The following is a 26,451-nucleotide window of genomic DNA, read 5'->3' as shown; positions in this document are numbered from 1 at the left end:
TGGAACCTCGTCGGCGCCGCCTTTGTCAGGACGACAGATGGGTTTGACGCAGGACGTGTTTCTGCGCCTTGCCCGAGGCCGTGCGGGGAATTGTATCGATGAAGACGATGCGGGCCGGGCGCTTGTAGGACGCCAGCCGCTCCGTGCAGTGGGCGAGTATCTCCTCGACACTCGGATGGTCGTCATGGGGCACGATGAAGGCGATACCGCACTCGCCCCATTTCGGATCGGCAACACCGATTACAGCAACCTCGCGCACCTTGCGATGCGCGCCGATGACGGCTTCGACTTCGGCCGGAAAGACGTTTTCGCCGCCGGAGATATACATGTCTTTCAGCCGGTCAGGCACGTGGATGACGTCCCCTTCAGCGCGACGCCCAAGGTCACCGGAGCGATACCAGCCGTCGGAGAAAGCAGATGCCGTCTCTTCCGGCTTGTTCCAGTAGCCGGGCGTCACCGAGGGACCGCGCAGCCAGATTTCTCCGACCTCGCCGTCTTGCACATCCTGCCCGTCTTCGCCGACAAGGCGGATGTCCAGCAGAGGCGCGGCAAAGCCAACGCTGCCCGGATAGCGGGCGACCATATCCCGGTCGAGCGGCATGTGGATCGCAGTTCCCGCTTCGCTCATGCCATAGCCATTCACCAGCGGAATGCCGTCTTCGAGAAAGGTCTCGATCAGGGCTGGCGACAGCGGCGCACCGCCGATGAAGATCGCTTGCAGCGCTTTCAAGGCCGCAGGATCCCAGCCGGGAGCCGCCCGCAGCGCCGCAGCCATTTGGGGAACGGCGAAATAGTGTGTGATGCCGAGCGTCGGATCGCCGAGCGTGGCCAGCGTCCGGTCGGGCATGAAGCGATCCGAGATCACGAGCCGCCCACCCATCATGAGCGTGGTCCGCCCGATTGCGACGAGACCGATCGTGTGGAAGAAGGGCAGGTCACACAGAGCGACGCTGTTCGCCGTGACCTCTCCAACCATGGAGAAGTTGATCGCCGAGGCAAAGGCATTGCGCCGGGTGATGATCACGCCTTTCGGCGCACCGGTCGTGCCTGACGTGTAGAGCATGATGCAGGGCAGATCTGCGTCGAAGTCGATCCTGGCAAGAGGCTGGAACTGCGCCGCGCGCTCCCAAATTCCATCCGCCCCTTCAACCGAAAGCGTCGCGACATCGAGATCGTCCATGGCTGCGAGCGTTTCGGCGAACTCGGTATCGTGGAGGATCAACGATGGCTGGCAGTCATCGACAATTCGCTTGAGTTCGGAAGGGCCGAGCCGCCAGTTCAGCGGTACGAACACGAATCCCGCCCTTTGACAGGCCAGGCAGACCGCAAGCTGGGCAATGGAGTTGCGTCCGAGAAAGGCAATGCGGGTCGAAGGAACCGCGCCATACTCGGAGGCCATCAACGCCGCTAAACGACCCACAATGTCGTTCAATTCGCCGTAGCTATAACTTCTACCCGATGCGACTTCAAAAACTGCGGCCCGGTTCGGGCCCGTCTTCGCACGATAGATCAACGGATCATCCGTCTCCAGACCCACCGCTCTCCATCCTCGCCCGGTCGACAGCACAGAATGCTGCATGCTCGCTCTCCTCCATGCCACCTCTCTTGAGGCCTCCTCGGCATTTGTATGCTACACTTACTATTTAGTCTGCCATTTGGCAACTGCGATTTGACTGTTGCATGCGATAGTGATCATGAATGATGGTTACAGGGGTAGACGCAAAAGCAGAAGGGAAGCCATGACGACTCCAAAGGACCTCAAGCCGGCCAATGACGACGAGGGGTTCGAGCTGGGCAGCCCTTTGCGAACCGGGCGACTCGATGACATCCTCGGCTTTCACCTGCGCATGGCCAATGTCGCCATTTACCAGGACTACACCGCGGCAATGGGCGATCTCGGTTTGACGCAAAAACAATTCGCCGTTCTAGAATTGGTCGCAGCCAACCCCAAGGTCAGCCAGATTGACATCGCCAACCGGCTGAGCATGGACCGCGCCACCATGATGGCACTTGTCAACCGCCTCGAAGGACGCAATCTGATTGCGAGGCAGCCGTCGTCGGTGGATCGAAGACGGCAGGAACTGGTGCTGACCGGCGACGGAGCCTCAACACTCGCCCGCGCCCGCGAGATCCAGACGAAACACGAGGCGCGCTTCACAGAGCGATTTTCCCCGGAAGAGCTGCAGGCATTTATCGCGTCGCTGAAACGGATCTATTCCGATCCTTCATCGACTGACTGAGCAGGCGAGAAAGCGCCCTGCGCTGCCTGTCATTCAGACTGAAACGGCCGCCCCTCCAAGGGCGGCCGCTCGACAGTCACAGGACTTAGAAGGGGTAATGCTGGTTCGGATCCTCGATGGTGATCCAGCGCAGTTCGGTGAATTCGGCAATGGCCGCCTTTCCACCGAAACGGCCGTAGCCGCTGCCCTTCACACCGCCGAACGGCATCTGCGGCTCATCGAACACCGTCGGGCCGTTGATGTGGCAGATGCCGGACTCGATCCGGGCCGCCACGGCGAGCGCCCGGCGGATATCACGGCTGAAGACGGCACCCGAAAGGCCGTACTCGGTGTCGTTGGCGATCCGGATCGCCTCTTCCTCGCCGTCGACACGGATGATCGGCTTCACCGGGCCGAAGCTCTCTTCGGAGTACATGCGCATGGAGGAATCGACGCCATCGAGCAGGGTCGCCTCCACGACACTTCCTTCGCGCTTGCCGCCCGCGACAAGCTTTGCCCCCTTGGACACGGCGTCGGCGATCAACTCGTCCATCTTCTTGGCCGATTCCAGGCTGATCAGCGAGCCGAGCACCACATGACCCTTGGGATCCCCGGCCGGCAGCTTGGAGGCCTTGGCAGCGAGCTTTTCGACGAATTCATCGGCAATCTTGGCGTCGACGATGATCCGCTCGGTGGACATGCAGATCTGGCCCATATTCGCAAAGGCACCGAAGGCTGCGGCATTGACCGCCGCGTCGATGTCGGCGTCATCCAGGATGACGAGCGGTGCCTTGCCACCGAGTTCCAGGATCGCCGGCTTCAAGTTGCGACCGCAGATTTCGCCAATGATCTTGCCGACCTTGGTCGAGCCCGTGAAGTTCACCCGCTTGACCGAGGGATGGGTAATCAGGGCTTCGACGATCTTGGCCGCATCTTCCGGGGCGTTGGTGATCACGCCGATGGCGCCGGTCGGCAGCCCAGCCTCAACGAGGCATTGCGCAATCAAACGGTGCGTGCCCGGGCACTGCTCGGACGCCTTGAGGATGACCGTATTGCCACAGGCAAGCGGCATGGCAACGGCGCGGGTACCGAGGATGACAGGCGCATTCCACGGTGCAATGCCGAGGCAGACACCAACGGCCTGGCGCATGCCCATGGACAGGGAACCCGGCTTGTTCGAGGGAATGACCTCGCCCGAGATCTGCGTGGTCATCGAGGCGGCTTCACGCAGCATGCTGGCGGCCACCATCACGTTGAAGGCACCCCAATGACCGGTCGCACCGGTCTCGGCAACGACGAGTTCGCTAAACTCGGCAGTTTTCGTTTCCATGATGTCGGCAGCCTTGAGCAGGATCTTGCGACGCTCGCCGGGACCCGTCTTCGACCAGGCCGGGAAAGCCGCTGCAGCAGCCTCGACGGCGGCATTCGCATCTTCCAGGCTGGCGGCAGACGCTGTGGTCGCTACTTGCTGGGTAAAAGGATTGATGCGGGTGAAGGTGCGCCCGCCATGAGCGGCCTTTTCCGCACCGTTGATCAGCAGTGAAATATGCATGTTCATACGATTGTCTCCTCCGTGAGCGGTTGGACAGCCCTGTGGAACTGTCTGTTTAAAGGTCCGGTTCGCAGCTTCCCACCGGGCATCTCCCCTGCCCTGCCGCGCCCGATCGCCGGGCAGCCTGGAGATACGCCCAGAGCCGCCGGCCAATTCCGTTCAATTAGTAAGTGTAACGAACAATTGCCATTGCGCAAGTGGGCAGCGTTTCAATACGGCAATCCGACATAGTTCTCGGCCATGGCCGTTGAGGCGGCACGGGACTGGGTGAGATAGTCGAGCTCCGCTTCCTGGATCTTCTGCCCGAAATCACCCGTATCGGGGAAACGGTGCAGAAGCGTCGTCATCGACCAGGAGAACCGCACGGCTTTCCAGACCCGCTTCAACGCCCGCTCCGAATAGGCATCGATCGCGGCATCGCTCTTGTCCTCATAGTGTTCCAGTAAGCCCGCCAGCAGATAATGGACGTCCGACGCCGCGAGATTGAGACCTTTCGCCCCGGTCGGCGGCACGATATGGGCAGCGTCACCCACCAGGAAGAGGCGGCCGAAACGCATGGGTTCGGCGACGAACGAGCGCAGGGGCGCGATCGACTTTTCAAAGCTCGCTCCGGTCACCAGTGCTTCCGCGTGATGGACCGGCAGGCGGCAACGCAGTTCGTCCCAGAAACGATCGTCCGACCACATATCGACGGTGTCCTCAAGCGAGCACTGCACATAGTAGCGGCTGCGCGTGTTGGACCGCATGGAGCAGAGGGCAAAGCCGCGTGGATGGTTGGCATAGATCAGTTCGTGACTGACGGGCGGCACTTCCGCCAGAATGCCGAGCCAGCCGAAGGGGTAGATTTTCTCGAAGGTCTTGATGGCATCTGCCGGCACCGCCTTGCGGCTTGCACCGTGGAACCCGTCACAGCCGGCGATGAAGTCGCAGTCGATGCGGTGGGTCACATTATCTTTCTCATAGGTCACGAAAGGATGATCCCCGTCGAAGCCGGCCGGAGTGACCTGGGCGGCCTCGTATATCGTGACACCGCCGTCGCGTTCGCGCTGCTCGATGAGATCCAGCGTCACTTCCGTCTGGCCGTAGACCATGACGCGCTTTCCGCCCGTCAGGTCAAAGAGGTCGATGCGGTGGTCGCGACCATCGAATGCGAGCGAGAAGCCGTCATGCGGCAGGCCCTCGCGATGCATGCGTTGGCCGACACCCGCCCGGTCGAGCAGGCCGACCATGCCCTCTTCCAGCACACCAGCCCGGACACGTGAGAGGATGTGCTCGCGGCTCACCCGATCGATGATGACGTTGTCGATACCGGCATTGCTGAGCAATTGACCGAGCAGCAGACCGGACGGTCCCGATCCGATGATGGCGACTTTGGTGCGCATGGTTCCTCCCAATGGCGTGCCGTCACTTGGCAATGCGCAAGTCTTGGACGCCAGAAGCCCTGGAGACAATGGACGAACCCGTCCTTTTATTGCACTATTCGAACATGACATATCGCAACTTTGAGACACCCGGCACCATTCCCACCTACGAGCTATACGGCGAAGAAAATGCCGCATCCGCTCAGTTTCGGTTGCATTGCGAAACAATCCAGGCTCGAAGCAGTCTGCATCACTGGGAAATCGGGCTCCACAGGCATGAGCATTTCTTCCAGATCTTGCTGATTACCGGTGGCTCCGGTGATGCTGTCTATGGCGAACAAATTGTGCGGTTCGAACCTTTAACTGTTCTGACGGTGCCGCCCGCGGTCGGTCATGGGTTCCGGTTCTCGCCCGATATCGACGGCTTCGTCTTCACTATCCTCGCCGATCGGCTTCCCGTTCGGCCGGGAGAGCCGGGAGCGATCGGGGCCTTCCTGGCACAACCGCGTGTGACGCACCTCCAAAGTCCGGGTCCCGAAAGCGATATGATCCGAACAAGCCTGGAAAGGGTCGCGGAAGAGTGGGATCACCGTCGCCCTGGTCGTTCCGTCCTGATGGAAACCGCATTGACGTCGGCGCTCATCCTGACCGCCCGGCTTTCTGCCCAGGAAGCGGAGGAGACGGACATCGCCGGAGACAACGACAAGCGGGTCGAGGCCTTGCTCGCGCTTCTGCATCGCAAGGTGCGACAGCATCGACCGGCGTCTTTTTATGCCGATGCTCTCGGTATCTCGACGACCCATCTCAATCGCGTCGTGAAGGCGAAAACCGGCTTCAGCACACAGGAACTGATCGCGCGGCGCCTGCTGGAGGAAGCACAGCGTGAACTGCTCTTCACGCCGGACACAGTCCAGGAGGTCGCCTTCCGGCTGGGCTTTGCCGACCCCGCCTATTTCTCCCGCTTCTTTACCCGCCAGACCGGCCTCACCCCGAGACATTGGAAACAGCAGGAACAGAAGCGGCTGGGTTCGCGGCAGGACTGAATGGCGGACAGACCTGCCGCCGATCCTTCGGTCAGCGCTGGCTGAACCGATCGATCAGCACTTGGCGCATCTTGTCCATCGGCCATTCCCGCGCAGCCGCATCCGGCACCATCCCGGGCGTGAACCCTTCGGTGCGAAAGCGCGAAATCAGATCGTGATCCGCGCTCACCACATGCAGCGGTACCGCACGCGATGCATTGGGCCCGGTGACGATCGAGGCGGGTTGATGATCTCCCAGGACGACGAAGACGGTGTTCTTGCCGAAGCGCGTCATATAGCTCCCGAGCGTCTCCAAGGAATAATCGATCGTCGCGATGTACTGGGCGCGCACCCTGTCCGGATCCGACCAGACCACGGAGGGTGGGTCACCGCTGGTGGCTTGAGCGTCGAAGGCCGTACCATCGCCCACGTCGTCCCAATCGATCATACGGGCCACCGGCGTCCAGGGCGCATGGCTCGAAATCAGCGCGATCTCCGCCATGACGGGCTTGCCCTTTTCCCGCGCCGGTTCGCGAACGAGACGCTCGAAGGCGGAGAGAGTGTACTGGTCGGGCATGGTGATCCAGTTGAAGGGCTTGCCCCGGTAGCCGAGCCCGGCGGCGGGCAGGATCTCGCTATAGCCGTAATAGGCGGCATCCGGCCAATCCATGGTGATCGCGGGCATGACGGCTGCCGTCGTCCAGCCGGCCTGCGCAAACAGCCGATTGAGGCTTGGTTGTTCGCTGCGGATCAATCGGTCGTAACGCGCCTGACTGTCGACCCAGAGACCGGATAACAATGTGCCATGGGCAAGCCAGCTCAAGCCACCGACCGTGGGTGAGGTGACCCACGCACTGGCAGCCTGAAGATCCGCAGCCTCGAGCGCGCTCTCAATCGACTGAAGTCGTGGTCGGGCGACAGGGGCATAACGGGGGTCTTCTATGGCGCTGCGACCGTAGGATTCGACGAAGATGAGGACGATATCCTTGCCTTGGATGGCGCCGAACAGGTTCGCGCCGTCGCGCGGACCGCTCCCTTCTCGGAGTTCGGCTTCAAAGACCCGCATATCGTCAACGGAGCGAACCACCAGGGAAAGCCTGTCGGAGAGATAACGGGCCATGTTCAGTTCTAGCCCGGGCCTTCCGAGGGCGAGGAGCAGCAAACCCACGGTCGCAAGCATCCCGAAGCCCACCAAGAGCAAGGCGCGGGACAGTCCCCCCGCACGCGCCATCCAAAGCATCGACTGCAGAAAAAGAGCCATGAGCAGAATGAGAGCGGCGACGGCGACAGAGGCGACGAGAACTAAAATCAGCGAGCCGAAGGTACCCGACATGAGATTCCAGCCATCGCCGATCATCTTGATGTCGAGATAGGGATTGAACGGCCGCTGGAATGCAGCCTGCGTTCCTATATCGGCAATTTTCAAAAAGAGGATGACGAAAACGCATGTCACGGCCGTCCCAGCCAATGCGAGACGCAGACGACCCGTCGTCAACAAGAGCGCCAAGGCAGCAAGCGGCCATTCCAGCGGCAACCGGAGGAATGCGGAAAACGTGAAGGCGTCGGGATGATCTGGAAGCGTGAAGCTGACAAACGCGATGATGCTGAACAGAAGGGCGCCCAACATCACACGCCCCCGGCGCGGAAGAGCATCCAAGATAGAGCGGATCTCGTATCTGTTTCCGGCTATCTTATGTTTCATTCAGCCCCCTGTGCGAATCGGCCAGAGACCCGGCCCGGCATTGCGGCTACCATGTCGGGAGAGAACTGCCCCTTGTTTCCTCGTACCAGATTTCTGCCACCGCTTCTGGTGACCGGGCTTCTCGCCCTTTTGCTCTGGCGGTCGGATCTCACCGCGCTCGGTCAGGCTTTCGCGCGCATCTCGGCCGGGCCGGTCATTGCGGGTCTGTGTCTCGTCCAGTTGCAGGTGATCCTGTCGGCCCTGCGCTGGCGTTTCACTGCCGGCAGGCTTGGACAGGTTATCGACGCACCGCGGGCCATCCGGGAATATTATGTCGCCAGTCTCCTCAATCAGAGCCTGCCCGGGGGCATGGGCGGTGATGCCATCCGGGCCTGGCGCATGCGCAGCCTCGGGGCAGGCGGATGGAAGCTGCCTGCCAAGGCGATCGTCTATGAACGACTGTCGGGACAGGCAATTTTCTTCCTGATGCTGGCGCTCGGCCTGCCGCTCTGGCCATTGCTCATCGAGGGGCCATCGCCGGTGCATGTGGGATGGGTCGTGGGAGGCGTTTGTGTCGCGGCGGGGCTCCTGCTTGCGGGTTTTGGATGGGCTACGAGACGAGGGGTCGTGGCCAGCCCTGGCCTGACAGACCTGTTCCGTGACGCCGCAGAGGTCTTTCTCCGTCGCGGGGCGTGGCTGGTGCAGGCTGCCCTCAGCCTTGTGGTGGTCGCAGCTTATGTCGCCGTCTTCCTGTTGTCGTCCCACGCGATCGGCGCCACCCTGCCATGGCAGGCGGCCCTGACCATCATCCCGCTGTGCCTTTTGTCGATGCTCATTCCTGTCGGGCTGGGCGGCTGGGGGACTCGCGAGGCTGCGGCCATGGCGCTGTGGCCACTCTTCGGCTATTCCCCGTCGGACGGCCTGGCGGCAAGCCTTCTCTACGGCGCGTTGTCGCTCATCGGGGCAGCGCCTGGTCTCATCATTCTCGTCCTCGAGGCATTGGGCGTCGACCACCATGCGAAATGAACGCCGTTTCACGGAGCAAGAACCGGCCGACGCATCAGGCATCGGATATCGACGGCAAAAGAATAGGTCAAAAGAGCCAGTGCCGAAAACGCGATGAGCGTCGAAACCGGGGGCACGACGAGGGGCAGAAGAAGCAGGCACAGGGCGGATATCTGCAGAACGCACACCAGCTTTCTGCGAAAAGACGGCGGAAGTGGCGCATTCAGCCGGGGATCGTAGCGCCCGGCGAGCACGAACACGTAGCGCATGAGCCCGATCAACACGACCCACGATCCAGCTTTTTCGAGAAGAGCAGCGGCAGCCGAAAGGATCAGAATCAGCAGAGCGTCGACTTCCATGTCGAAGCGGGCACCAAAATCCGATTCCTGCCCCTGACGACGGGCAAGATATCCATCAACTCCATCAAGCGCGAGTGCGAAGAGCACGATCCCGGCAAGGGCGAGCAAAGCTGTCCGATCGGCTGCCAGGTCGTCGAAGCAGAAGATGCATGCGCCGAGCAGGCTGACAAGACACGCCCGAAAGGCGGTGACCAGATTGGCATGACCGAACCGTTCGAACGGGTGATCTGACAGGGATTTCAGCGCAAGCGCAAAAATCAGGGCTGAGCAGAGCAAGGACAGCACCGTAAAATCCCAGCGTAATTCCGGGACCAGACCACTCACGAGCACGGCAACGACGGTCGTCCCGAAAAATAGCCCCGAAAGGCAAATCAGAGCATCCCTAAGGAGCGGTGGCGACACAGAGAACTTCCCGGCCCAATCCTGTCGCCATTCGCCCAGCCGATTCGGCTCGCTTGCCATATTGATGCTCCAGCCCTTGTTCCCCGGTTGCACTCTACTCGGCTGCAACGAGGCTGGCGAGGTCCAGCATATGGCCTGCTCTCAGGGTTTTTGTCCGCAGGTAGTTTTCGTTTTCTGCAGTGACACGGCCGGTGACTGCAGCCCGCGCCTCGACGTCGATGCCGCCCATGCGCAAACCTTCGATCTTCGTCGGATTGTTGGTGTAAACGGCGACCCGGTCGATCTTCAGATGCTGCAGCATGGCGACGGCCGCTTCGTAACGACGATGATCCTCGCGCAAACCGAGTTCAGCATCGGCATCGATCGTATCAAGGCCGAGATGCTGATAACCATAGGCGCGCATCTTCGCGCCAATGCCCGTGCCGCGCCCCTCCTGGTCAAGATAGAGGAGTACCCCGCCGCCTGCATTCTTCAGCAGGGCCAGGCCATTGCGCAGCTGATCGCCGCAATCGCATTTCAGTGAACCGCAGAGATCACCAGTAATGCAGGACGAGTGAATCCGGATTGGAACCGTCTTCGTCACATCGGGCTTGCCGACGACGATGGCGACCTGATCCTTCTGGGCTAGGCCGCCACGGAAGACGACGAAATCGGCATCGCCCAGATCCTTCAAGGGGACGCGGGTTCGAACCACCTGATCGAAGCGCTGGCGAGCAAGATCCGCACCCTTCAGGCGAGAAGCAGACAGTTCGCAGCAGCCGGCAAACCGGTCGGCCATCTCGGTCACATCCGCCACGACCATTGCGGGCAACAGCAGTGCCAGGCGGGCGAGTTCTGCCGAGCCGGAAGCCAGCATGTCGGCCGGCTGCCAGGAGCGCGGACCATCGGCGCCCAGTGCGTAAGCCAGTCGCGAAGCCTGGTCGAAGGAGACGCCGGACAGGGGCGCCAGCACATCGCCGGTCGTCCGAAGGCCGAGCCGCGATGCGCGCGGCGCCGTCAGCAGAAGGGAATGGCGGTCGTCGGTCACGGCGGCGAACTGGTCGTAAACCGACGGCGCAACGCTATCCAGCGCAAGGGTTGCAAGCCGCCGCTTTCCCTCATTCAACAGCACTGGACGACCGTAACGGAGCTCGGACACGGCCCGTTCGACTTCGATTTCCGGCGTGGAGAACTGGAAGGCGGCCTGGCTGGACTTCGACATGGTGTTACTCTCCCTGAGACAGTGGTTCCACTACGCCGAACCCCTGTCGGCGGATTGCGGACCCGCCATAAATAAAATTTGATTGTCCTCAAGGAACCAAATGCGCGTTGAGGCCATACGTTCCTGAGCCGCGGAGCATAAATGGGCAGTATGGGGGAACAAGTGAAGAGCCAGGTCGATGAACAAAGCGTGTCGCAACCGGTAACTGCCCGTGCGCTTTGGATAGAAGCTGCGGGTCGCTGTGACCTTCGCGCCGAAATCATACCCCTTCCCGGTCCTGGAGAGGTTCTGGTTCGCACACTTTACAGCGGCATCAGCCGGGGGACGGAATCGCTGGTCTTCGAAGGTCGCGTGCCCGAAACCGAGTTCGAAAGGATGCGCGGACCGGGCATGCAAGGCGGTTTCCCCTTCCCTGTCAAATATGGCTATTGCGCGGTCGGCGTCGTCGTCGCAGGCCCGCCTGAGCTCCTGGAACGGGAAGTGTTTTGCCTTCACCCGCATCAGGACTTTTTCGTCGTGCCGGCCGACCGCATCACCGTCTTGCCCCTCGCATTGCCGGCACGCCGCGCGGTGCTTGCGGCCAACATGGAAACGGCCCTCAACATCGTCTGGGATGCCAGGATACAGCCCGGCGACCGGGTTGCCGTGTTCGGAGCGGGCGTCGTCGGTAGTTTGGTCGCCTATCTGTCGTCGAGGATCGCCGGTACCGAGACGGTTCTCATCGACCGCCAAACGGGTCGGGACCCCCTCGCCGCCGCCCTCGGCATCGAATTCGCTACATCTGCCGATCTCACCGGCGAATACGACGTGATCGTCAATGCAACAGCCTCGCCGGATGTGCTCGAGACGGCCTTTGGCATCGCCGGACTGGAGGGACGGATCGTTGAAGCGAGCTGGTATGGGGACCGCACGATCACGCTTCCGCTCGGCGGCGCCTTCCACGCGCAACGGCTCTCACTGGTCAGTTCCCAGGTCGGCAATTTGCCGGCCTCGCACCGACCCCGCTGGACCTATGCACGCCGTCTTGCAAAGGCCCTGGACCTTTTGCTCGACGTGCGTCTCGACGCCCTGATCTCAGGCGAGACACCTTTTTCTGAACTGCCCGCCGCCTATGCGCGTATCCTGTCCAAACCGGACACACTCTGCCACCGTATCCGTTACTGAAGAAAAGAGAGCTTATGTTTGCTGTTGAAGTTCGAGACCATATCATGATCGCCCACAGCCTGCCGCGCCCGGTGTTCGGACCGGCCCAGGGTATGCACGGGGCCACTTTCGTCGTCGACGCCGCTTTTTTCACCAAGGATGTCGATGAAGACGGGCTCGCCGTCGACATTGGTGCGGCCACAACGGTCCTGGCAGAGGTGCTGAAGCCGCTCAACTATCAGAACCTTGATGAACTTGCCGTCTTCAAGGGCAAGGTGAGCACGACGGAAGTTATTGCCAAGCATATTTTCGACGAGCTTTCCTCCGCGGTTGCCGACAAGCGGCTCGGCCCGGGGAGCGGACGCATATGTCGGCTCAAGGTGACCTTGCACGAGTCGCACGCGGCGCGTGGCTGGTATGAGGCGGATCTTTGAGCCTCGAGCTCATCTTCGCCTATCCCGGCGATCTGGAGTTGAAGACCGGGGGTTATGGCTATGACCGCCGGATTGTCGCGTGCCTACGATCTCAGGGCTGGCGCGTGACCCTCCTTCCTTTGGGCGACGGATTTCCGGCCCCGTCAGCCCAAGCTCTAGAAGAGGCAGAACTGCGCCTATCCACCCTTCCGGACGGTGCCCTGGTCCTAGTGGACGGTCTGGCCTACGGAGTCCTCGACCGCTGGGCCGCGCAGCATGCGACACGCCTGCGGATTGCTGCACTCGTGCACCACCCGCTTGCCCTCGAAACCGGGATAACCGAGGAGGAGGCCAAGCGGTTGCGGGAGAGCGAACGAACGGCTTTGTCTTTTGCCCGGCACATCGTCGTGACATCGCCAATGACGGGCCGGGAACTCGTTCAGAATTATGGCGTCTCGTCCACGGGCCTGACCGTTGCCCTGCCCGGCACCGAGAAACATGGTCTGGCCCCGCGAAAAGGCGACCCGCCCGTCATCCTCTCGGTCGGGACGCTGACGCGCAGGAAGGGACACGACGTCCTGATCCGTGCGTTGAAACAGATCGAACCCCTTTCATGGACGGCGAGGATCATCGGCAGCCGCGACCTCGACCCGAACACGGCTGACGAGCTCCAACGGTTGGTCGCGTCTCTTGACCTTGGCCAACGCGCCTCGCTCGTGGGCGAGGTCGAAGACGGCCGGGCCGCGATGATGCAGGCGGATATCTTCGCCCTGGCCAGCCGTTACGAGGGTTACGGCATGGTTTTTGCGGAAGCGCTGTCGCATGGGTTGCCAATCGTCGCATGCGCGGCGGGTGCGGTCCCAGAGGTCGTTCCCGATACGGCGGGCTTTCTGGTTCCGGTCGATGATGTCGACGCCTTTGCCAATGCGTTGCGGTCTCTGCTGACCCAAGCCCCGACCCGCACCGCCAAGGCGGAAGGGGCAGCCAAGGCCGGCGAATGTTTGCCCAGCTGGGACGAGACGGCGGCGACGCTTTCCAGCCGTTTGCAGGAGTTGAAATGAGTGGTTTCGATAAAAACTGGCTGGCGCTACGCGAACCCGCCGATCGCGACGCAAGAGCCAAACCGCTCGTCGACATGCTCTGCCGGCATCTGGCGGAGGGTCATCCCCCGCCTTCGCTGCTCGACATCGGCTGCGGGACCGGATCGACGTATCGGACGCTCTCTTCACTGGCGCCGAAAGACACCCGCTGGCAGCTGCTGGACTATGATCCGCTTCTTCTTGAGGAAGCGGCTCGTCGCATCGGATCCTCTGCAGCCGTGACGTTGCGCCAGCACGATCTGAACGATCTTGCTGCCCTGCCGCTCGATGGCGTGTCTGTTGTCACGGCATCGGCGCTGTTCGATCTCTGTTCGGCCGATTTTTGCAGCCGTTTTCTCGACCGCCTGACGGGAAATAGGACTGGGCTTTATGCATCGCTGAATTACGACGGCGTCATGGAGTGGACAATCGCTCATCCGCTCGACCGGTCCGTTGTCGACAGCTTCAACCGTCACCAGAGGCTGGACAAGGGTTTTGGACCGGCGCTTGGACCGGACGCCACAGAGCACCTGCGCCTGTCACTGGAGGCTGCGGGATACCAGGTGACAACCCGCAGCAGCCCCTGGCGTCTCGGTGCCGATCAACAGGACCTGCAGGCAGAACTGCTGCGAGGCATGGAAAGACCGGTCATGGAGATCGGTGCCGTCAGCTCAAACGATCTTCAGGATTGGCTCGCCTTCCGCCTGTCTGCGGTCAACGCAAACAGCAGTTCATGCGTGGTCGGCCATACGGATCTTCTGGCCATCCATCCCGGCTGACGAGGCCACCTGACGCAATTCGCAATCGAACAGGATATCGCTTCCAAGGCTGTAGACCTTGGCGGGGGGGCGATGTGCGCTGGAGAGCTGGTCGATCGGCGGCAGGCTGATCCCGGCCGGGCCGGACCCGATGATCAACGGTGCGATCGCCACATGCAGGCGATCGACCAGGCCGGCATCAATGAAGCGGGCGATGGTGCGGGCGCCACCTTCGACGAGAATGCGGCGCAATCCGCGCTCGCTGAGAGCATCGAGCATCGCCTGTGGATCGAGACCCTGCTCCGTGCGTCTCACCCGCAGAACGTCCGCGGCATAGTGAATGGGTGGAGCATCATGCCCCTGGATGAGGATTACGGGCGCACCGCCATCGTGAAACAGCTTCTCGTCTCCAGTCAGTTGGGCGCGACAGTCCACGACCACCCGCACCGGGTTCGGTCCCTTCACGGCCCGCACCGATAGACGGGGATTGTCGGCCTTGACCGTCCCTACTCCGACGATCACCGCTTCAACGAGCGCACGACAGCGATGCAGATGCGCGATGCCGTCCGGTCCCGAGATATCACGGGCGTCGCCGGCGGGGGTTGCGACGCGGCCATCCAGGGACTGGCCGACCTGGGCCAGCACGAAACTGCCCGACGCCGACGCGATCGGGCCATAAAGCGCAACGATGGGGTCACTCTCCTCCGCTGCTGTAACGCCTGTCCGGCCACCCCGCATGGCCAAAAGCCTTGCCCAGATCTGGTCGGTCATGTCGATCTTGCGCATAAGGGCACGTCCCGGCGGTCAGAGGATACGATACAGCGTGCCGTCGCGACGCAGGATGTGATGAAAGAGTGCGGCACCGAGGTGCAACGCAAAGAGGAGCAAAAGGATCCATGCGCTCCATTCGTGAATGGCGGAAAGTGTCCAGGCGATATCAGGAGCCTTGCCCAAAGGGCTCCAGACCGTGAAGAGACCGAACCACTGCAGCGGAAAGCCATGCGCATTGGTCGCCAGGAAACCACTGACCGGCATCAAGATCAGAAAAAGATACAGGAGACCGTGCACCGTGCCGGCTGCTGCCCTTTCCACGGCCGCCCCTTCTACCGGTGGAGCCGCACCGGTCAATCGAACCCCGACACGCAGCAGCATGATCCACAAGACGAGGAAACCAAGGCTTTCGTGCACGAGATAGAAGTCGAGCTTGACGTCATCCTTGACGAAACCAATCATCAGGCCAAGCGGCCAGGTGGCGAGAACCAGCGCCGCCACAAGCCAATGGAGTAGCCTGAGGGCGGGTCGATGGCGCACAACGGTATCGCGATTGCCTGCGAACTCCATGATTTCCCCCTTGCACCAGCGCGTTGATCGTCAGCCGCTTTTATTGGACTTTTCCAATAAATAAAACGAGACGGACTTCTCTGCAACGGAACGAGACGCCTTGCAGGCTTTGCATGGCTCAAACTGAAGTGATCAGAGCGTTGCAGGCGCGCGTTGGAAGAACACGTAGGAGCCTTTCGAGACCTTGAAGATGTCGCAGTTGCGGCGAACCTTACCGCCCTCTTCAAGCCGGAACACGCCGAGCGAACCGGAAAAGCCTTCCGGCGCCATCATCCGCTCGGGGGCGAAGGCCGTGTTCCCCCAGCGACTGACCAGCCCGATGGCCATGGCAGTGGCATCGAAGCCGTAACCGGCATTGGCCGAGGCCGGCATACCGTAGCTCTGCATGTATCGGCTGCCGATCCGGGCCTGGATGTTCTGGTCGTAGCGACAGACGATTGTCCCCGTCAGCTTTGGATGGGCAAGGTCGCTCGGTGTGAGCGTGGTGCTGGCCACCAGCCGGCGACCGGGCGCCGGCGGCTTGACGGAATCGGTCTTCTTCAGCACCTCGCCGGGAGCCTTGAGGCCCGGCATCAGCACGACCATGTCTGCCTTGCTCCAGGAGGGCAGCGATTTCGGCGGAACGGTTCCACCGGTGAGTTCAATGATCGGCTCGACTTTGCCGCCGAAAGCCTTGATTTGCGCCGCCACGCGCTCGGCCTGGATCTTCTCGGCCGGAGACGAGGCGAGGATCACGGCATGACGCCCTCCTTCCGCCATGGCAAAGGACGCGGCCTCGATCAGGCTGTCGACCGGGCTCGACACGAACGCGTAGACGTATGGCGGGAGTGTCGCCTCATTGGTCTGTAACGCGACCACCGGCACTGGGCGGCCGGCAAGGCCTTTCTGGATCACGTCAAGCTCGGCTCCACGCGCCGTGGTGATGATCAGCGCAGCTCCATTCAGAGCAAGCGACTTCGCCGCCATCTCGATGGAGTCCGGTTTTTCCGTCGTCTCCACCATCGTCAGTTTGATGACGTCGCTGCCCAGGGAATTGACCGCGAGTGCCGCCCCGTCGCGCGTTTCATTATCGGCCTGGCGGCTTGGCTGATCCAGACGTCTGACACCAATGTATCCGATGGGTGTGGCACCGGCACCGAGGGTTTGATTGTAAAGGCCGCTATCGGCCGAAACTGTGCCCTGGGCCGAGCCGGCGTTTGCGCCTTCCTTCGGCACGAGGTCGTCCGTCTGGCATGCGCCAAGCAAAAGACCGACAAGTGCCACGACCCCAGCACGTGCCCCGATGCGCCCCGGTGTTGCCGATCCACTCATGTTCTTGACGACTTTTGCTCCCAACCCTGATGGAACCGTAAGCACAGGCGCGCGGCAAAGCAAGAGCGGCACTGTCCCATATCTGGGCACATATCCGCGCCGGGGCGAAGTCACGCCAAACAGTTCCGTGTGTGCAGCCCATGCCTCGCCGGGCCATACCCGCATGGTTAATAGAATATCGCGGCAATCCAAAAGATTTTACGAAAATATATCCCCGCATCTTCAAAGTAAATAATCCAAGTATCGGAACGAATAATTGAGTTGATCGCTGTATTCTTCGAGCAATATCGGAGAAAAGCGATGATCAACAAGAAAAAGAAAATTCTCGCAGTCTCGACCTTCGCATTTGCGGCGATGGTATCGGTCAATGTCAACGCAACGCCGCTGACGATCGACCTTCCTTCCTTTCCGGCCAAGACAACGACGTTGGTCCAGGACATGGCGCCCATGCCGATCCCCATGGGCGGACTTGTTGTTCAGGGCATTGCGGCAGGGTGGCAAGTCGCCTCGGCGGTTTGGTCAAACGCCATCTGGATCGGCAGCGCCACTGCATCTCTCGTTGATCGCAGCCTGACCACCAGCACCATCACGATCCCGCACAGCAGGCAACCGCTGGTCGCGCCACGGCAGACGGCTGAAGACGTTTTTCACTCGGTTGCGATCCCCTTCAAGAAGCTGGGCGCATTGAAGAAGGCCGCCCCGACCTTTGCGGAAATCGCCGAGGGTTCTGTCCTCGACTGCGGCGCGGAAAACTGCCAGCAGGTCAGAGCATTGGTCCAAAAGACGGCAGCTGGCAGCGGCATGTCCTCGATCCGTGACAAGCTCAACCTCGTCAATAGCGATATCAACCGCCGTATCCAGTACCGCAAGGATATCGATGTGCACGGCAAGCTCGACCGCTGGGCAGCTCCTTCGGAGACGCTCAAGCTCGGCGCCGGCGACTGTGAGGACTACGCGCTCCTGAAAATGGCGGTGCTGGCCAGCGAAGGCATTCCGCTCAATGATATGACCGTGGTCATCCTCTACGACACCAAACGGCATTTCTACCATGCGGTTCTGTCGGTCGAGGTGCAGGGGCGTCATTACATCCTCGACAACATGCGCGAACAGATCCTCACGGATGCGCAGCTGCCGGACTACATGCCGCTGTTTTCGATCTCCAACGGACGCGGCTTCCTGCACGGAATGAAGACCAAGGGCAAGGCCCTTGCCATGAAGAGCTTTGATGGCATTGCCCCCGGCGAAGGTGGCGAACTCTGACCGTCCCGAGGGATCAGGCTCATCGGGACCGATCCCGACCATCAATTCCTTACGATATATCCCACCAGCATCTGCTTGGAATGGACCGGGGCGAGTGCCAAATTGATCTGCCCGGTCAGCTGTTTGCCGGCGCAACTGGCGGTGAACCCGGTGGTGAGCATCTTGCGGGTCGCGACAAGATTGTCGATGGCCTCATCGACATGGGTGTCGAGAACGAACCGGAAGCCTGAGGACATCTGGGCGACATTGCCGAGCAATAGCCGCTGTTTCAACATCGCCACGAAGGGCTCGTTGAACAACTGAATCTTCTTGTCCCGAGTCAGCACGATGGCTGGTGACGGAGAGGCGTGAAGAAGAACGCCGAGATTCTCGATGGAATAGGATGCTTCGGCGGCAGCCAGACGACGCCACATCCAACGAAAGGCGACGACCCTCAGCATGGAGGCCAGATTGCCGCCGTCGCCGACTTGCTCGGCCGCCTGCTCAACGACCTCCCCCATCGATTGGCGTGATCCAGTAAGAAGCCAGGACAGACCTTCCCAATAAACCGACTCCAGACGAATGCCGCGCCGCACGCCGCCGCGTCCGATGATGGCACGGAACTTCGGTTCCGCATCCCCGTCATCGATCTGGAACAGCGTCTGACCGGGAAGCTCGATCCTATCCGCCTGAAGCAATGTCCGGTCGGAGGACGACATGCTTCACCGCTCGGTCAGGGCGACGGATTGCGCCTTGTTGATCGGCTTCATCAGGTAGCTGAGAATGGTCTTGCGACCGGTCATGATCTCCACCGACGCGACCATGCCCGGAATGATCGGATACGCCTTGCCGTTGCGCTTCAATTCCGACTGGTCGGTCTTCACCTGAACGAGATAGAAGGTCTCGCCTTTCTCCTTCTCGACAATACTGTCGGCGGAGATGTTGGTCACCTCGCCTTCCAGGCCGCCGAAGATCGAGAAGTCATAGGCCGTAATCTTGACGATCGCCTTCTGGCCTCGGCGAATGAACGCGACATCCCGCGGCGATATCTTCGCCTCGATGAGAAGGACGTCCGCCGTCGGCACAATGCCGGCAACCACCGTGCCCGGATCGACGTAGGCACCGATGGTGTTCACTTCGAGCGTGTTGACGATGCCATCCACAGGGGAGCGGATATCGGTGCGGTCGACGCGGTCGGATGCACCGCGTATGGTCTCGTCGATGACGGAAAGCTCCGCCAGGGTTTGTGCCTTTTCGGTCAGCGCCTGCTGACGCAATTGCAGCGCCAGTTCATCGACCTGCAGCTTAGCCTCCTCCACCGCGCCACGCAGCCGCTCCAGGCTTTCGGTATAGACATTGACCTGCCCGCGCTGATCGGTCAGTTCCCGCTCGACCGTGATCAACTGTGTCTGCGCAACGAGACCTTTCTTGGCAAGGGGGCTCATGAGATCGTACTGCCGGGTCGCGGCTTCGATATTCTGCTGCAGGCGCGCGATGTTAGCCTGCGCTTCGCTCAACTCATTCTCGCGCTGGCGGACGCGCTCCTGCAGGACACCAAGCTTGTTCAGATAGCTCGCCTTGTTGGCGGCAAACAGGCTCTGTTCGTTTTCGCAGACCTTGCTGGCCACAGCCTTCACGTCCTCGGGACAGACGAAATCGACGTCGTAGTTTCCCACCTCTTCGAGCGCCAGGCGTGCCACCTTGGCGCCCAGAGCGCGGGCCTTGGCCTTGGCCTCGCCGAGAGAGGACTCGGTAGTGGTGTTGTTTAGCTGGACGATGAGCTCGCCCTTGCGCACCACCTGCCCCAACTGGACGGCGATGGTCTGCACAATCCCGGCTTCCGAAGATTGCACGATCTGGGTCTTGGAGACCGGAATGACCTTGCCTTCCCCTCTGGCGAGCTCGTCAATCTCGGCAAACGCCGCCCAGGCGAGAAAGACCACGATCAGAAGCGCCACAAGGGAGACAATCGTGCGGGCAAAAAAAGGAGGCGTGTCGACGACCGCTCTGCTCATGGCTTCACCGCAGCCTTCTTCTGCATCGCTTCGATCACCGTCTTTTTCGGCCCGTCGGCGACCACGCGGCCCTTGTCCAGAACGATCAGACGATCGACAAGATCGAGCATCGTGAAGCGGTGGGTGGCGATCAGAAGCGTGGTGTTGCGGTCGAAGGCACTGGACAGACGGTTGATCAGGTGCCGCTCGCTCGCAAGGTCCATTGCGCCGGATGGCTCATCGAGGAAAACGATCTTCGGCTTCGTCAGCAGGAGGCGGGCAATGGTCATCGCCTGCTTCTGGCCGCTGGACAAATTCGTTCCGCGTTCGCCGACGGGCATGTCGAAACCACGCGGGTGGCGAGAGACGAACTCTTCCACGCCGGTCATGCGCGCCACCTCGAGCAGTTCCTCATCCGTCGCGTCGGCGCGGCCAATCAGGAGGTTTTCCTTGACCGTGCCGGAGAAGAGATCCGAAGACTGGCCGGCAACCGCGACGGCAGACCGCACTTCGGACATGTGATATTGGCGAATATCGACACCGTCGATCAGCACGCGCCCCTCGGTCGGGACGAAGAGCCCGTCCAACAGACGCCCGAGTGTCGTCTTGCCAGAGCCGATCCGCCCGATGATGCCGACCCGTTCTCCCGGCTGGACCGTCAGATTGAGCTGGCTGATGACCGGGTGATCGGAACCTGGATAATTGAACGAGACATTCTGGAACGAGAAGCCGCCCTGCTTGATCTCGCGGTTGACGAAGCCCACCGTGGACGGGCGATCTTCGGGTTGATCCATGACCTGATCGAGGATGCGCAAAGACAGCGTCGCCTGACGGAAACGCGCGAGGGTCATGGCGATCTGGCCGAGCGGCGCGCCGGCCCGGCTGGCCAGCATGACGGTAGCCACGATTGCGCCCATCGCCAGGCGGCCCTCGGAGAACTCATAGGTTCCGGCGATCACGATCAATACACCAACGATCTGCTGGATGAGCGCTGTCAGGTTGATCGCGTTGGTCGAGACATGCTTGATGTCTTCGCTGGTGCGGCTCGAATGCTTCATGAGCTCCTGCCAGCGACGCAACATGGTCGCTTCCGCACGAAGGCTCTTCAACGTCTCGATGGTCGAGATCGTCTCGACCAGGAGAGACTGACGCTTGGAGGCTTCGTTGGAGGCAGCCGCCATGCGATGGCCGATTTGGGCCTGGGCCCGCAGTCCGATTATGACAGACAGCACAAGCGCCACGGCCGGGATGATCGCCAGCCAACCCGAGATCAGATAGATCACGATCAGGAAGATGAAGACGAAGGCCGTATCGATCACCAGCCCGATGGTGTTCGACGTGAAGAATTCGCGGACGAATTCGTATTGCATCACGCGATTGGCATATTCGCCCGTCGACAGCGGCCGCGACGCCAGCGTGGTGTTCAGCACCTTGTCGAAAATCATCTGCGAGAGACGCAGGTCGGCGCTGCGACCGGCATGGTCGATCAGGGCGGCCCGTGCCGTCTTCAGCAGATAATCGAAGAGATAGGCGAGCAATATGCCCACCGCGAGCACCCAAAGTGTCGGGATCGCCTTGTTCGGCAACACCCGATCATAGACGTTCATGGTAAAAAGCGGCGAACCGAGAGCAATCAGATTGATGAACAGCGCGGCGATCACCACGCGGACGTAGGTTTTCCAATAGGGCGTCAGGGCCCGAACCAGCCAATGGCGTTTCTCGATCTCGTCTGCGGTGCCGACCAATGCGTCATCGCTGTCATTGCGATAAAACAGCGTGAAGCCGAAAGCAAACTCCGGTTCGAGCGCCAAGAGTTCGTCCCGGCTGAGGCGGCTCGCCAAGGGACCGCCGGCGACATCGAGGGTATAATCGCCGGAAGCGGAGACTTCCAGCAGAGGCAACGTGCCCCCGTCCTTCAGGACAACGATGGCCGGACAGTCGAAGTCGCCCTCTCGCACCGCCCGCTCGGCGACACGCATGACCTGCAGACCGATGCGTTCGGCCACATGCTCTACATCGTCGATGTCCAGGGACTCGACGATTTCATCGGGAAGCCCCGAGAACAAAACGGTATCGGAGCTGGGCCGGCCATAATATCCGGCCACAGCCTTGAACGAAGCACGAAAGCTTTGGCGGGCACGAGTGCCCGCCGGTTCCCTAAAGGTATTGAGCATTTCATCCAATCGGATGGACGGTTACTGGAGCGGCGCCAGGAGGTCCATCGGCACACCCGCCTTTTGCCGCGGATCCCGCTCGACATAGGCACCATCCGCCGACGTCTTCACGGAAAATTCGTTGCGCGCATAGGCTTCCGTCTGGGCCACGGGCTTGCCACCCATCACCTTCAGCAGAGAGCCGGTTGCGGCCAGGATCTTGTATTCTGCGAAAAGCGCTGCAAAGCGTGCCGTCTCGGCGACGATGCTGGTATTGAAGCGCGTGTTCTGCGCATCCAGCACGTCGAGCAGCGAGCGCTGACCGATCTTGAACTGTTCGCCATAGGACGACACGAGCTTGGCGTTCTGCGACGACTGCGATGCAAGGATCTGAGAGAGCTCGCCGCGGCTGCTGCGCTCGTTCCAGGCCGAGCGCACCGATTCCTCGATCTCCCTATGAACCTGGTCGGACGCGTAGCGCTGTTCGCTGGCCCGGCGGATCTGCTCCTGCTCGCGGGCCTGATCGATGCCACCGCGATAGAGGTTCCAACGGGCAACCAGCCGAACTTCGAGATCGTTGGTGTTGCCCTGGCTGCCACTGATGTCGTTGCCGACGCTGGCCCGGCCTTCGAGGTCAAGCGTCGGAGCATAGTTCGAGCGCGCGCCACGCACGGCTGCATCCGCCGCATCGATATCGGCTCGGGCCGAGAAGATGCGGGGGTTGTTGGTCTTGGCAAGCTCGATTGCGTCCTGCAGCGAACGCGGCAGAGCCTTGCCCAGCGAACCCGGCATCTTGGCATTGGCGATCGGCTCACCAACGGTCTGAAGGAAGCGGATTTTGGTCGCTTCGAGTTCTTCCTGCGCCTCGCGCAGGCGGGCCTTGGCCGCCTCAAGACGCTCGCGACCCTGGACGCTGTCCACATCCGTCAGAGCGCCACCGGCAATACCCTGATTGATGTCGCCCAGGATCCCTTGGTGGAAATCGACGTTCTGCTTGGCAATGCCGACGATCTTGGTCTGCAGGATATACTCAAGGTAATCCTGCGCCACCTGAAGGGCTACCGTCTCCGAGCGCTCCAGCACGCGGAACGAGGCACCATCGACACGCGACGCCTGCGCATCGACCTGCGCGCGGCGCGCGCCGCCATCGAGCAGACGCTGCGTGACGGTCAGGCCGACATCCGAGGAGTTGAAGGTTTCATAGTCCTGCGTCAGCGTTCCCGTGCCTTCGTTCGAGAGGCGGCGCTTTCCCACGCCGGCTTCGAGATCGATCGAAGGCAGATAGAGGCCACGCGCCTGACGCAGTTCGAATTCGACCGCCTCACGGTTTTTGACAGCCTGAGAGATCTGCGGGTTCGTGGTGAGCGCCTTCTGGATGGCCTCTTGCAGCGACATCGCGCTTGCGGGGGTCCAGGACACCACTGCCAGTGCCGCAGACGTGTACAAGGCCGCGAACAGTCTATTTTTGGTAAACAATTTAGTGCCCCTGCCCAAATTCAATTAGCACTTCTTATATACCGGAGGATCTCAGGCTGTGAAGTCTAATCCGCCCGCCCGAAAGATGCACCCAATTTTGATCTGTTGACACGCAGCACTTGAATTCTCGGCCAAGATTAAACGTTTCTGCTCTACAGGGCTCGACTTCGTCCCATTGAAGCGCTGTGAAAAATAAAACTTCGGAAAAAAATTTCCCGACCTCTTGCAACCACCGTGATCACAGCAGCGCTGTGAATTAACGCTGTCTGGAGAAAAATAGGGCATGTCTCCCATCAGCCACAGGGAATTGCGTCCAGACGCAAGGATCCTCTGTGGATTGATGTGCAGAACCTGAGTCTCTTTGCAGAATCAGCGAAGTAGTTCGGAACGGATAAACACGAAACATACATAAAGGGGCGCCCGATGGGCGCCCCTTTGTTTTGTTCCATTACCGTTTCATGCATCAGTCGTGGTGGGTGACCGTGACCGAGTGCTGGTCGTCGAAGAGAACCTTCACGGCCGTGGTGTGGTTCTGAAGGACGGCGATGTCCTTCCAGCTTTCTTCACCGATCTGGACGCTCACGGTGGTATTGCCGTCGGCAACCGTTGCCTTCAGGCTGGCTGCTGCCGTTTCCGCCGTGGCCTGCTCGCCCAAGAGGCTGTCGAGAAGGGCCGAGACATCGAGCTGGTCGCCCTCAGCGGACGAGTAGTCGGTGATCACGTCCGCCACATCGATGTCGTGGAGAGCCGTCTCGTCGAAGACGAAGGTATCAGCACCCGCACCACCGGTCAGGAAGACCTGACCCATGCCGCCATGCAGGACGTCATCGCCATCCGTGCCGATCACGGTCAGGGCATCGGACATGTCCGAGCCGAAGATCGTGTCGAAACCGACTTCGACGAAGTTGCCGGTCGAGCCATCGTCGAAGGTGAAGGAGCCTTCGCCGAGGATCGTCTGCCCGTCTTCCGTCCCGCCTGTCGTATCCGTGGTGAGCGAGATGCTCGCCACGTGGTGATCGGCAAGGCTCGACAACTCGCCATCGTCGCTGATGCCGTTGTTGTTGGCATCGATCCAGACCTTCAGCTTCGAGAAGGCATCGTCGCTGCCGTCGATCTTGCCGTCACCATTGCCATCCAGCGAGGCGAGTGCCGCCACACCGCTGGCGAAGGTGCCGCCGTTGAAGTTCGGCGTGAAGATCTCCGACCCGTCGTCGATCTTGCCGTCGCCATTGACGTCATAGGCGAGAACGCCGTCGTCGCTGGTCCAGGCAATCTGGTCCTTGTGACCATCGGCATTGATGTCAAACGTGACACCGGTGTCGATGGACGAGAAGGCGAAGCCGTTGTGGTCGAGGTCAAGGATGATGGGGTCGGCGGCATTAACCGGCGTCATAGAGACGTAGGCCCCACCCACTGTGACATTGACCCCACTGAGGGACGATGCGCCGACAAGGGTGTAGGCCGTTACGAAGCCGTTACCGACATCGACCTTCACAAGAAGATCGCTGCCAGCGATGACAACCTTCACTACACTGTTCACATTTGACGGAACTGACGTGAAAAGCGAGCTCAGATCAATTTTATCTTGGCCCTCAAAACCCAATATCCTATCCGCATTTGAGGCCGTCAAAGCCTCGCCACCCCATTTGAAGGTATCAGCCGCCGCTCCGCCGATTAAATAATCATTACCGGAGCCTCCGACCAGCAAGTCGCTGGCACCTTGTCCATAAAGCACATCATCCCCGGCGGCCCCGTAAATATTGTCTCCGCCATTTGCTCCGTACAGAATGTCATCAGTATTGTCATATCCGGTCAGATCGTCCTGGCTGGTAGATCCTACAATTACTCTGAAAGTTTCCTCTCCCACGACCACTCCATTGGAGCGCACTTCAATTATCACGACATGATTAGCGTCAGTCCCCGTACCGGAGCCGGCAGTCGCGATTTGGTTTCCGTTTATGATTTTGAATTGCGCAGGCGTTGGTCCATCCTTGATGTGGAAGGTCAGCCCTGTCAGTGACTGATCGAAGGTCAGAGAACCTAGTACCGTATTTGATTGCGGCGCATTGCTGAAACCAATCGGATTAACTGGGATCCAGGTTATATTCCCATCTGCCACAGCCGTCACATCAACCGTCAGCTCATAGCTGTCGACGCTGAAGTCACTACCGTCGCTGACCTGGAAGCCGATCGTCGCATAGTCGTCGCCATTGGCATTCGCCGCAGGGACGAACTGAAGCTTGCCTGCTTCAATATCAGCGCGAGAGATGACCTGGTTTTCCGTCACAGCCTCCCAGACCGCACCGTTCAGGAACTGCAAGGTTCCATTCAACGGAAGGCCTGTGATCTTCACCGAAGCAAGCGGCGTGCCCTCGGTGTCCGAATAGCTGCCGAAGTCCGAGACACTCAGAAGCTTCGGCGTGTCTTCCAACGTCGTGACACTGTCATCGCCCGACGTCGGAGCATCGTTCACAGCCGTCACATCAACCGTCAGCTCATAGCTGTCGACGCTGAAGTCACTACCGTCGCTGACCTGGAAGCCGATCGTCGCATAGTCGTCGCCATTGGCATTCGCCGCAGGGACGAACTGAAGCTTGCCTGCTTCAATATCAGCGCGAGAGATGACCTGGTTTTCCGTCACAGCCTCCCAGACCGCACCGTTCAGGAACTGCAAGGTTCCATTCAACGGAAGGCCTGTGATCTTCACCGAAGCAAGCGGCGTGCCCTCGGTGTCCGAATAGC

At 60.7% G+C, this 26,451-nt stretch carries 22 protein-coding genes; 8 read left to right on the top strand and 14 right to left on the bottom strand.

Annotated elements, in window-relative coordinates:
- Positions 1–25: 25 nt before the first annotated feature.
- Positions 26–1,579 carry an AMP-binding protein gene (locus ACT53S_RS20225; RefSeq protein WP_476068304.1) on the bottom strand — a complete coding sequence of 518 codons (1,554 nt, stop codon included), beginning with the start codon at positions 1,577–1,579 and terminating at the stop codon, positions 26–28.
- Between the two features lie 160 nt (positions 1,580–1,739).
- On the opposite strand from ACT53S_RS20225, the gene ACT53S_RS20220 reads away from it, so the two are divergent.
- Positions 1,740–2,240, top strand: coding sequence for a MarR family winged helix-turn-helix transcriptional regulator (locus tag ACT53S_RS20220; RefSeq protein WP_476068471.1), 501 nt, complete (start codon positions 1,740–1,742; stop codon positions 2,238–2,240).
- Positions 2,241–2,325: 85 nt separating this feature from the next.
- On the opposite strand, the gene ACT53S_RS20215 is transcribed toward ACT53S_RS20220, so the two are convergent.
- Together ACT53S_RS20215 and pobA are read right to left on the bottom strand one after the other, a co-directional pair.
- Positions 2,326–3,771 (bottom strand): aldehyde dehydrogenase, encoded by a 1,446-nt coding sequence (locus ACT53S_RS20215; protein ID WP_476068470.1) that lies wholly within the window; start codon positions 3,769–3,771, stop codon positions 2,326–2,328.
- A 209-nt stretch (positions 3,772–3,980) separates the two neighbouring features.
- Positions 3,981–5,153, bottom strand: coding sequence for a 4-hydroxybenzoate 3-monooxygenase (gene pobA / locus ACT53S_RS20210; RefSeq protein WP_476068303.1), 1,173 nt, complete (start codon positions 5,151–5,153; stop codon positions 3,981–3,983).
- A gap of 104 nt (positions 5,154–5,257) precedes the next feature.
- Here pobA and ACT53S_RS20205 point away from each other — a divergent pair, with 104 nt between their 5' ends.
- The gene (locus tag ACT53S_RS20205; RefSeq protein WP_476068469.1) at positions 5,258–6,175 is read left to right on the top strand and encodes a helix-turn-helix domain-containing protein; all 918 of its coding nucleotides are present in this window, start codon (positions 5,258–5,260) and stop codon (positions 6,173–6,175) included.
- 31 nt (positions 6,176–6,206) lie between these two features.
- Here the strand turns inward: ACT53S_RS20205 and ACT53S_RS20200 are convergent, their stop codons facing one another.
- Entirely contained in the window at positions 6,207–7,856 is a 1,650-nt protein-coding gene (locus ACT53S_RS20200; protein ID WP_476068302.1) for a sulfatase-like hydrolase/transferase, read from the bottom strand.
- A gap of 72 nt (positions 7,857–7,928) precedes the next feature.
- Here ACT53S_RS20200 and ACT53S_RS20195 point away from each other — a divergent pair, with 72 nt between their 5' ends.
- The gene (locus ACT53S_RS20195; protein ID WP_476068301.1) at positions 7,929–8,861 is read left to right on the top strand and encodes a lysylphosphatidylglycerol synthase transmembrane domain-containing protein; all 933 of its coding nucleotides are present in this window, start codon (positions 7,929–7,931) and stop codon (positions 8,859–8,861) included.
- An 8-nt stretch (positions 8,862–8,869) separates the two neighbouring features.
- Here ACT53S_RS20195 and ACT53S_RS20190 read toward each other — a convergent pair whose 3' ends face one another.
- Both ACT53S_RS20190 and ribA read right to left on the bottom strand, forming a co-directional pair.
- A complete protein-coding gene (locus tag ACT53S_RS20190; RefSeq protein ID WP_476068300.1) occupies positions 8,870–9,484 on the bottom strand; it encodes a CDP-alcohol phosphatidyltransferase family protein in 615 nt (204 codons plus the stop codon).
- Between the two features lie 211 nt (positions 9,485–9,695).
- Positions 9,696–10,802 (bottom strand): GTP cyclohydrolase II RibA, encoded by a 1,107-nt coding sequence (gene ribA, locus ACT53S_RS20185; protein ID WP_476068299.1) that lies wholly within the window; start codon positions 10,800–10,802, stop codon positions 9,696–9,698.
- Between the two features lie 141 nt (positions 10,803–10,943).
- Between ribA and ACT53S_RS20180 the strand changes: the two genes are divergently transcribed.
- Genes ACT53S_RS20180 through ACT53S_RS20165 form a run of 4 tightly spaced genes read left to right on the top strand, consistent with a single transcriptional unit; the run spans position 10,944 to position 14,216 of the window.
- Positions 10,944–11,966: a zinc-dependent alcohol dehydrogenase gene (locus ACT53S_RS20180; RefSeq protein WP_476068298.1), complete on the top strand. Its 1,023-nt coding sequence runs from the start codon at positions 10,944–10,946 to the stop codon at positions 11,964–11,966.
- A gap of 14 nt (positions 11,967–11,980) precedes the next feature.
- Positions 11,981–12,379, top strand: a complete 399-nt coding sequence (locus ACT53S_RS20175; protein ID WP_113376789.1) for a 6-carboxytetrahydropterin synthase — start codon at positions 11,981–11,983, stop codon at positions 12,377–12,379.
- On the top strand, positions 12,376–13,419 hold the full coding sequence (locus ACT53S_RS20170) for a glycosyltransferase family 4 protein (protein WP_476068297.1): 1,044 nt from the start codon (positions 12,376–12,378) through the stop codon (positions 13,417–13,419). Before ACT53S_RS20175 ends, ACT53S_RS20170 begins: the two co-directional genes overlap by 4 nt.
- Positions 13,416–14,216, top strand: a complete 801-nt coding sequence (locus ACT53S_RS20165) for a methyltransferase domain-containing protein (RefSeq protein ID WP_476068296.1) — start codon at positions 13,416–13,418, stop codon at positions 14,214–14,216. The genes ACT53S_RS20170 and ACT53S_RS20165 overlap by 4 nt, the downstream gene beginning before the upstream one ends.
- Here ACT53S_RS20165 and ACT53S_RS20160 read toward each other — a convergent pair.
- From ACT53S_RS20160 to ACT53S_RS20150, 3 genes are all read right to left on the bottom strand, one after another.
- Positions 14,169–14,981 (bottom strand): RibD family protein, encoded by an 813-nt coding sequence (locus ACT53S_RS20160; protein ID WP_476068295.1) that lies wholly within the window; start codon positions 14,979–14,981, stop codon positions 14,169–14,171. The two genes, ACT53S_RS20165 and ACT53S_RS20160, sit on opposite strands and share 48 nt — an antisense overlap.
- A gap of 18 nt (positions 14,982–14,999) precedes the next feature.
- Positions 15,000–15,536: a cytochrome b/b6 domain-containing protein gene (locus ACT53S_RS20155; protein WP_142073189.1), complete on the bottom strand. Its 537-nt coding sequence runs from the start codon at positions 15,534–15,536 to the stop codon at positions 15,000–15,002.
- 132 nt (positions 15,537–15,668) lie between these two features.
- Positions 15,669–16,847: a type 1 periplasmic-binding domain-containing protein gene (locus ACT53S_RS20150; protein ID WP_476068294.1), complete on the bottom strand. Its 1,179-nt coding sequence runs from the start codon at positions 16,845–16,847 to the stop codon at positions 15,669–15,671.
- Positions 16,848–17,147: 300 nt separating this feature from the next.
- Here ACT53S_RS20150 and ACT53S_RS20145 point away from each other — a divergent pair, with 300 nt between their 5' ends.
- Positions 17,148–18,107 carry a transglutaminase-like cysteine peptidase gene (locus ACT53S_RS20145; RefSeq protein WP_476068293.1) on the top strand — a complete coding sequence of 320 codons (960 nt, stop codon included), beginning with the start codon at positions 17,148–17,150 and terminating at the stop codon, positions 18,105–18,107.
- 41 nt (positions 18,108–18,148) lie between these two features.
- On the opposite strand, the gene ACT53S_RS20140 is transcribed toward ACT53S_RS20145, so the two are convergent.
- The 5 genes from ACT53S_RS20140 to ACT53S_RS20120 all read right to left on the bottom strand — a co-directional run.
- Positions 18,149–18,805, bottom strand: a complete 657-nt coding sequence (locus tag ACT53S_RS20140) for a ribbon-helix-helix domain-containing protein (protein WP_476068292.1) — start codon at positions 18,803–18,805, stop codon at positions 18,149–18,151.
- Positions 18,806–18,808: 3 nt separating this feature from the next.
- Positions 18,809–20,101: an HlyD family type I secretion periplasmic adaptor subunit gene (locus ACT53S_RS20135; RefSeq protein ID WP_142073183.1), complete on the bottom strand. Its 1,293-nt coding sequence runs from the start codon at positions 20,099–20,101 to the stop codon at positions 18,809–18,811.
- Complete coding sequence (locus ACT53S_RS20130) at positions 20,098–22,254, bottom strand: type I secretion system permease/ATPase (protein WP_142073181.1); 2,157 nt, start codon at positions 22,252–22,254, stop codon at positions 20,098–20,100. The genes ACT53S_RS20135 and ACT53S_RS20130 overlap by 4 nt, the downstream gene beginning before the upstream one ends.
- Before the next feature lie 21 nt (positions 22,255–22,275).
- Entirely contained in the window at positions 22,276–23,628 is a 1,353-nt protein-coding gene (locus tag ACT53S_RS20125; RefSeq protein ID WP_113376798.1) for a TolC family outer membrane protein, read from the bottom strand.
- A gap of 544 nt (positions 23,629–24,172) precedes the next feature.
- The coding region (locus tag ACT53S_RS20120; protein WP_476068291.1) for a type I secretion C-terminal target domain-containing protein at positions 24,173–26,451 on the bottom strand (2,279 nt) is incomplete at its 5' end.

Source organism: Allorhizobium sp. DMC15 (assembly GCF_056314065.1).
The sequence above is the reverse complement of the archived record's forward strand: the minus strand, read 5'-3'. Positions and strand labels throughout refer to the sequence as shown.

Excerpts from the sequence above, each read along its gene's own strand:
- ACT53S_RS20225 (WP_476068304.1), bottom strand. The coding sequence starts at position 1,579 with ATGCAGCATTCTGTGCTGTCGACCGGGCGAGGATGGAGAGCGGTGGGT.
- ACT53S_RS20220 (WP_476068471.1), top strand. The coding sequence starts at position 1,740 with ATGACGACTCCAAAGGACCTCAAGCCGGCCAATGACGACGAGGGGTTC.
- ACT53S_RS20215 (WP_476068470.1), bottom strand. The coding sequence starts at position 3,771 with ATGCATATTTCACTGCTGATCAACGGTGCGGAAAAGGCCGCTCATGGC.
- pobA (WP_476068303.1), bottom strand. The coding sequence starts at position 5,153 with ATGCGCACCAAAGTCGCCATCATCGGATCGGGACCGTCCGGTCTGCTG.
- ACT53S_RS20205 (WP_476068469.1), top strand. The coding sequence starts at position 5,258 with ATGACATATCGCAACTTTGAGACACCCGGCACCATTCCCACCTACGAG.
- ACT53S_RS20200 (WP_476068302.1), bottom strand. The coding sequence starts at position 7,856 with ATGAAACATAAGATAGCCGGAAACAGATACGAGATCCGCTCTATCTTG.
- ribA (WP_476068299.1), bottom strand. The coding sequence starts at position 10,802 with ATGTCGAAGTCCAGCCAGGCCGCCTTCCAGTTCTCCACGCCGGAAATC.
- ACT53S_RS20180 (WP_476068298.1), top strand. The coding sequence starts at position 10,944 with ATGGGCAGTATGGGGGAACAAGTGAAGAGCCAGGTCGATGAACAAAGC.
- ACT53S_RS20175 (WP_113376789.1), top strand. The coding sequence starts at position 11,981 with ATGTTTGCTGTTGAAGTTCGAGACCATATCATGATCGCCCACAGCCTG.
- ACT53S_RS20165 (WP_476068296.1), top strand. The coding sequence starts at position 13,416 with ATGAGTGGTTTCGATAAAAACTGGCTGGCGCTACGCGAACCCGCCGAT.
- ACT53S_RS20160 (WP_476068295.1), bottom strand. The coding sequence starts at position 14,981 with ATGCGCAAGATCGACATGACCGACCAGATCTGGGCAAGGCTTTTGGCC.
- ACT53S_RS20155 (WP_142073189.1), bottom strand. The coding sequence starts at position 15,536 with ATGGAGTTCGCAGGCAATCGCGATACCGTTGTGCGCCATCGACCCGCC.
- ACT53S_RS20150 (WP_476068294.1), bottom strand. The coding sequence starts at position 16,847 with ATGAGTGGATCGGCAACACCGGGGCGCATCGGGGCACGTGCTGGGGTC.
- ACT53S_RS20145 (WP_476068293.1), top strand. The coding sequence starts at position 17,148 with ATGATCAACAAGAAAAAGAAAATTCTCGCAGTCTCGACCTTCGCATTT.
- ACT53S_RS20140 (WP_476068292.1), bottom strand. The coding sequence starts at position 18,805 with ATGTCGTCCTCCGACCGGACATTGCTTCAGGCGGATAGGATCGAGCTT.
- ACT53S_RS20135 (WP_142073183.1), bottom strand. The coding sequence starts at position 20,101 with ATGAGCAGAGCGGTCGTCGACACGCCTCCTTTTTTTGCCCGCACGATT.
- ACT53S_RS20130 (WP_142073181.1), bottom strand. The coding sequence starts at position 22,254 with ATGCTCAATACCTTTAGGGAACCGGCGGGCACTCGTGCCCGCCAAAGC.
- ACT53S_RS20125 (WP_113376798.1), bottom strand. The coding sequence starts at position 23,628 with ATGTCGCTGCAAGAGGCCATCCAGAAGGCGCTCACCACGAACCCGCAG.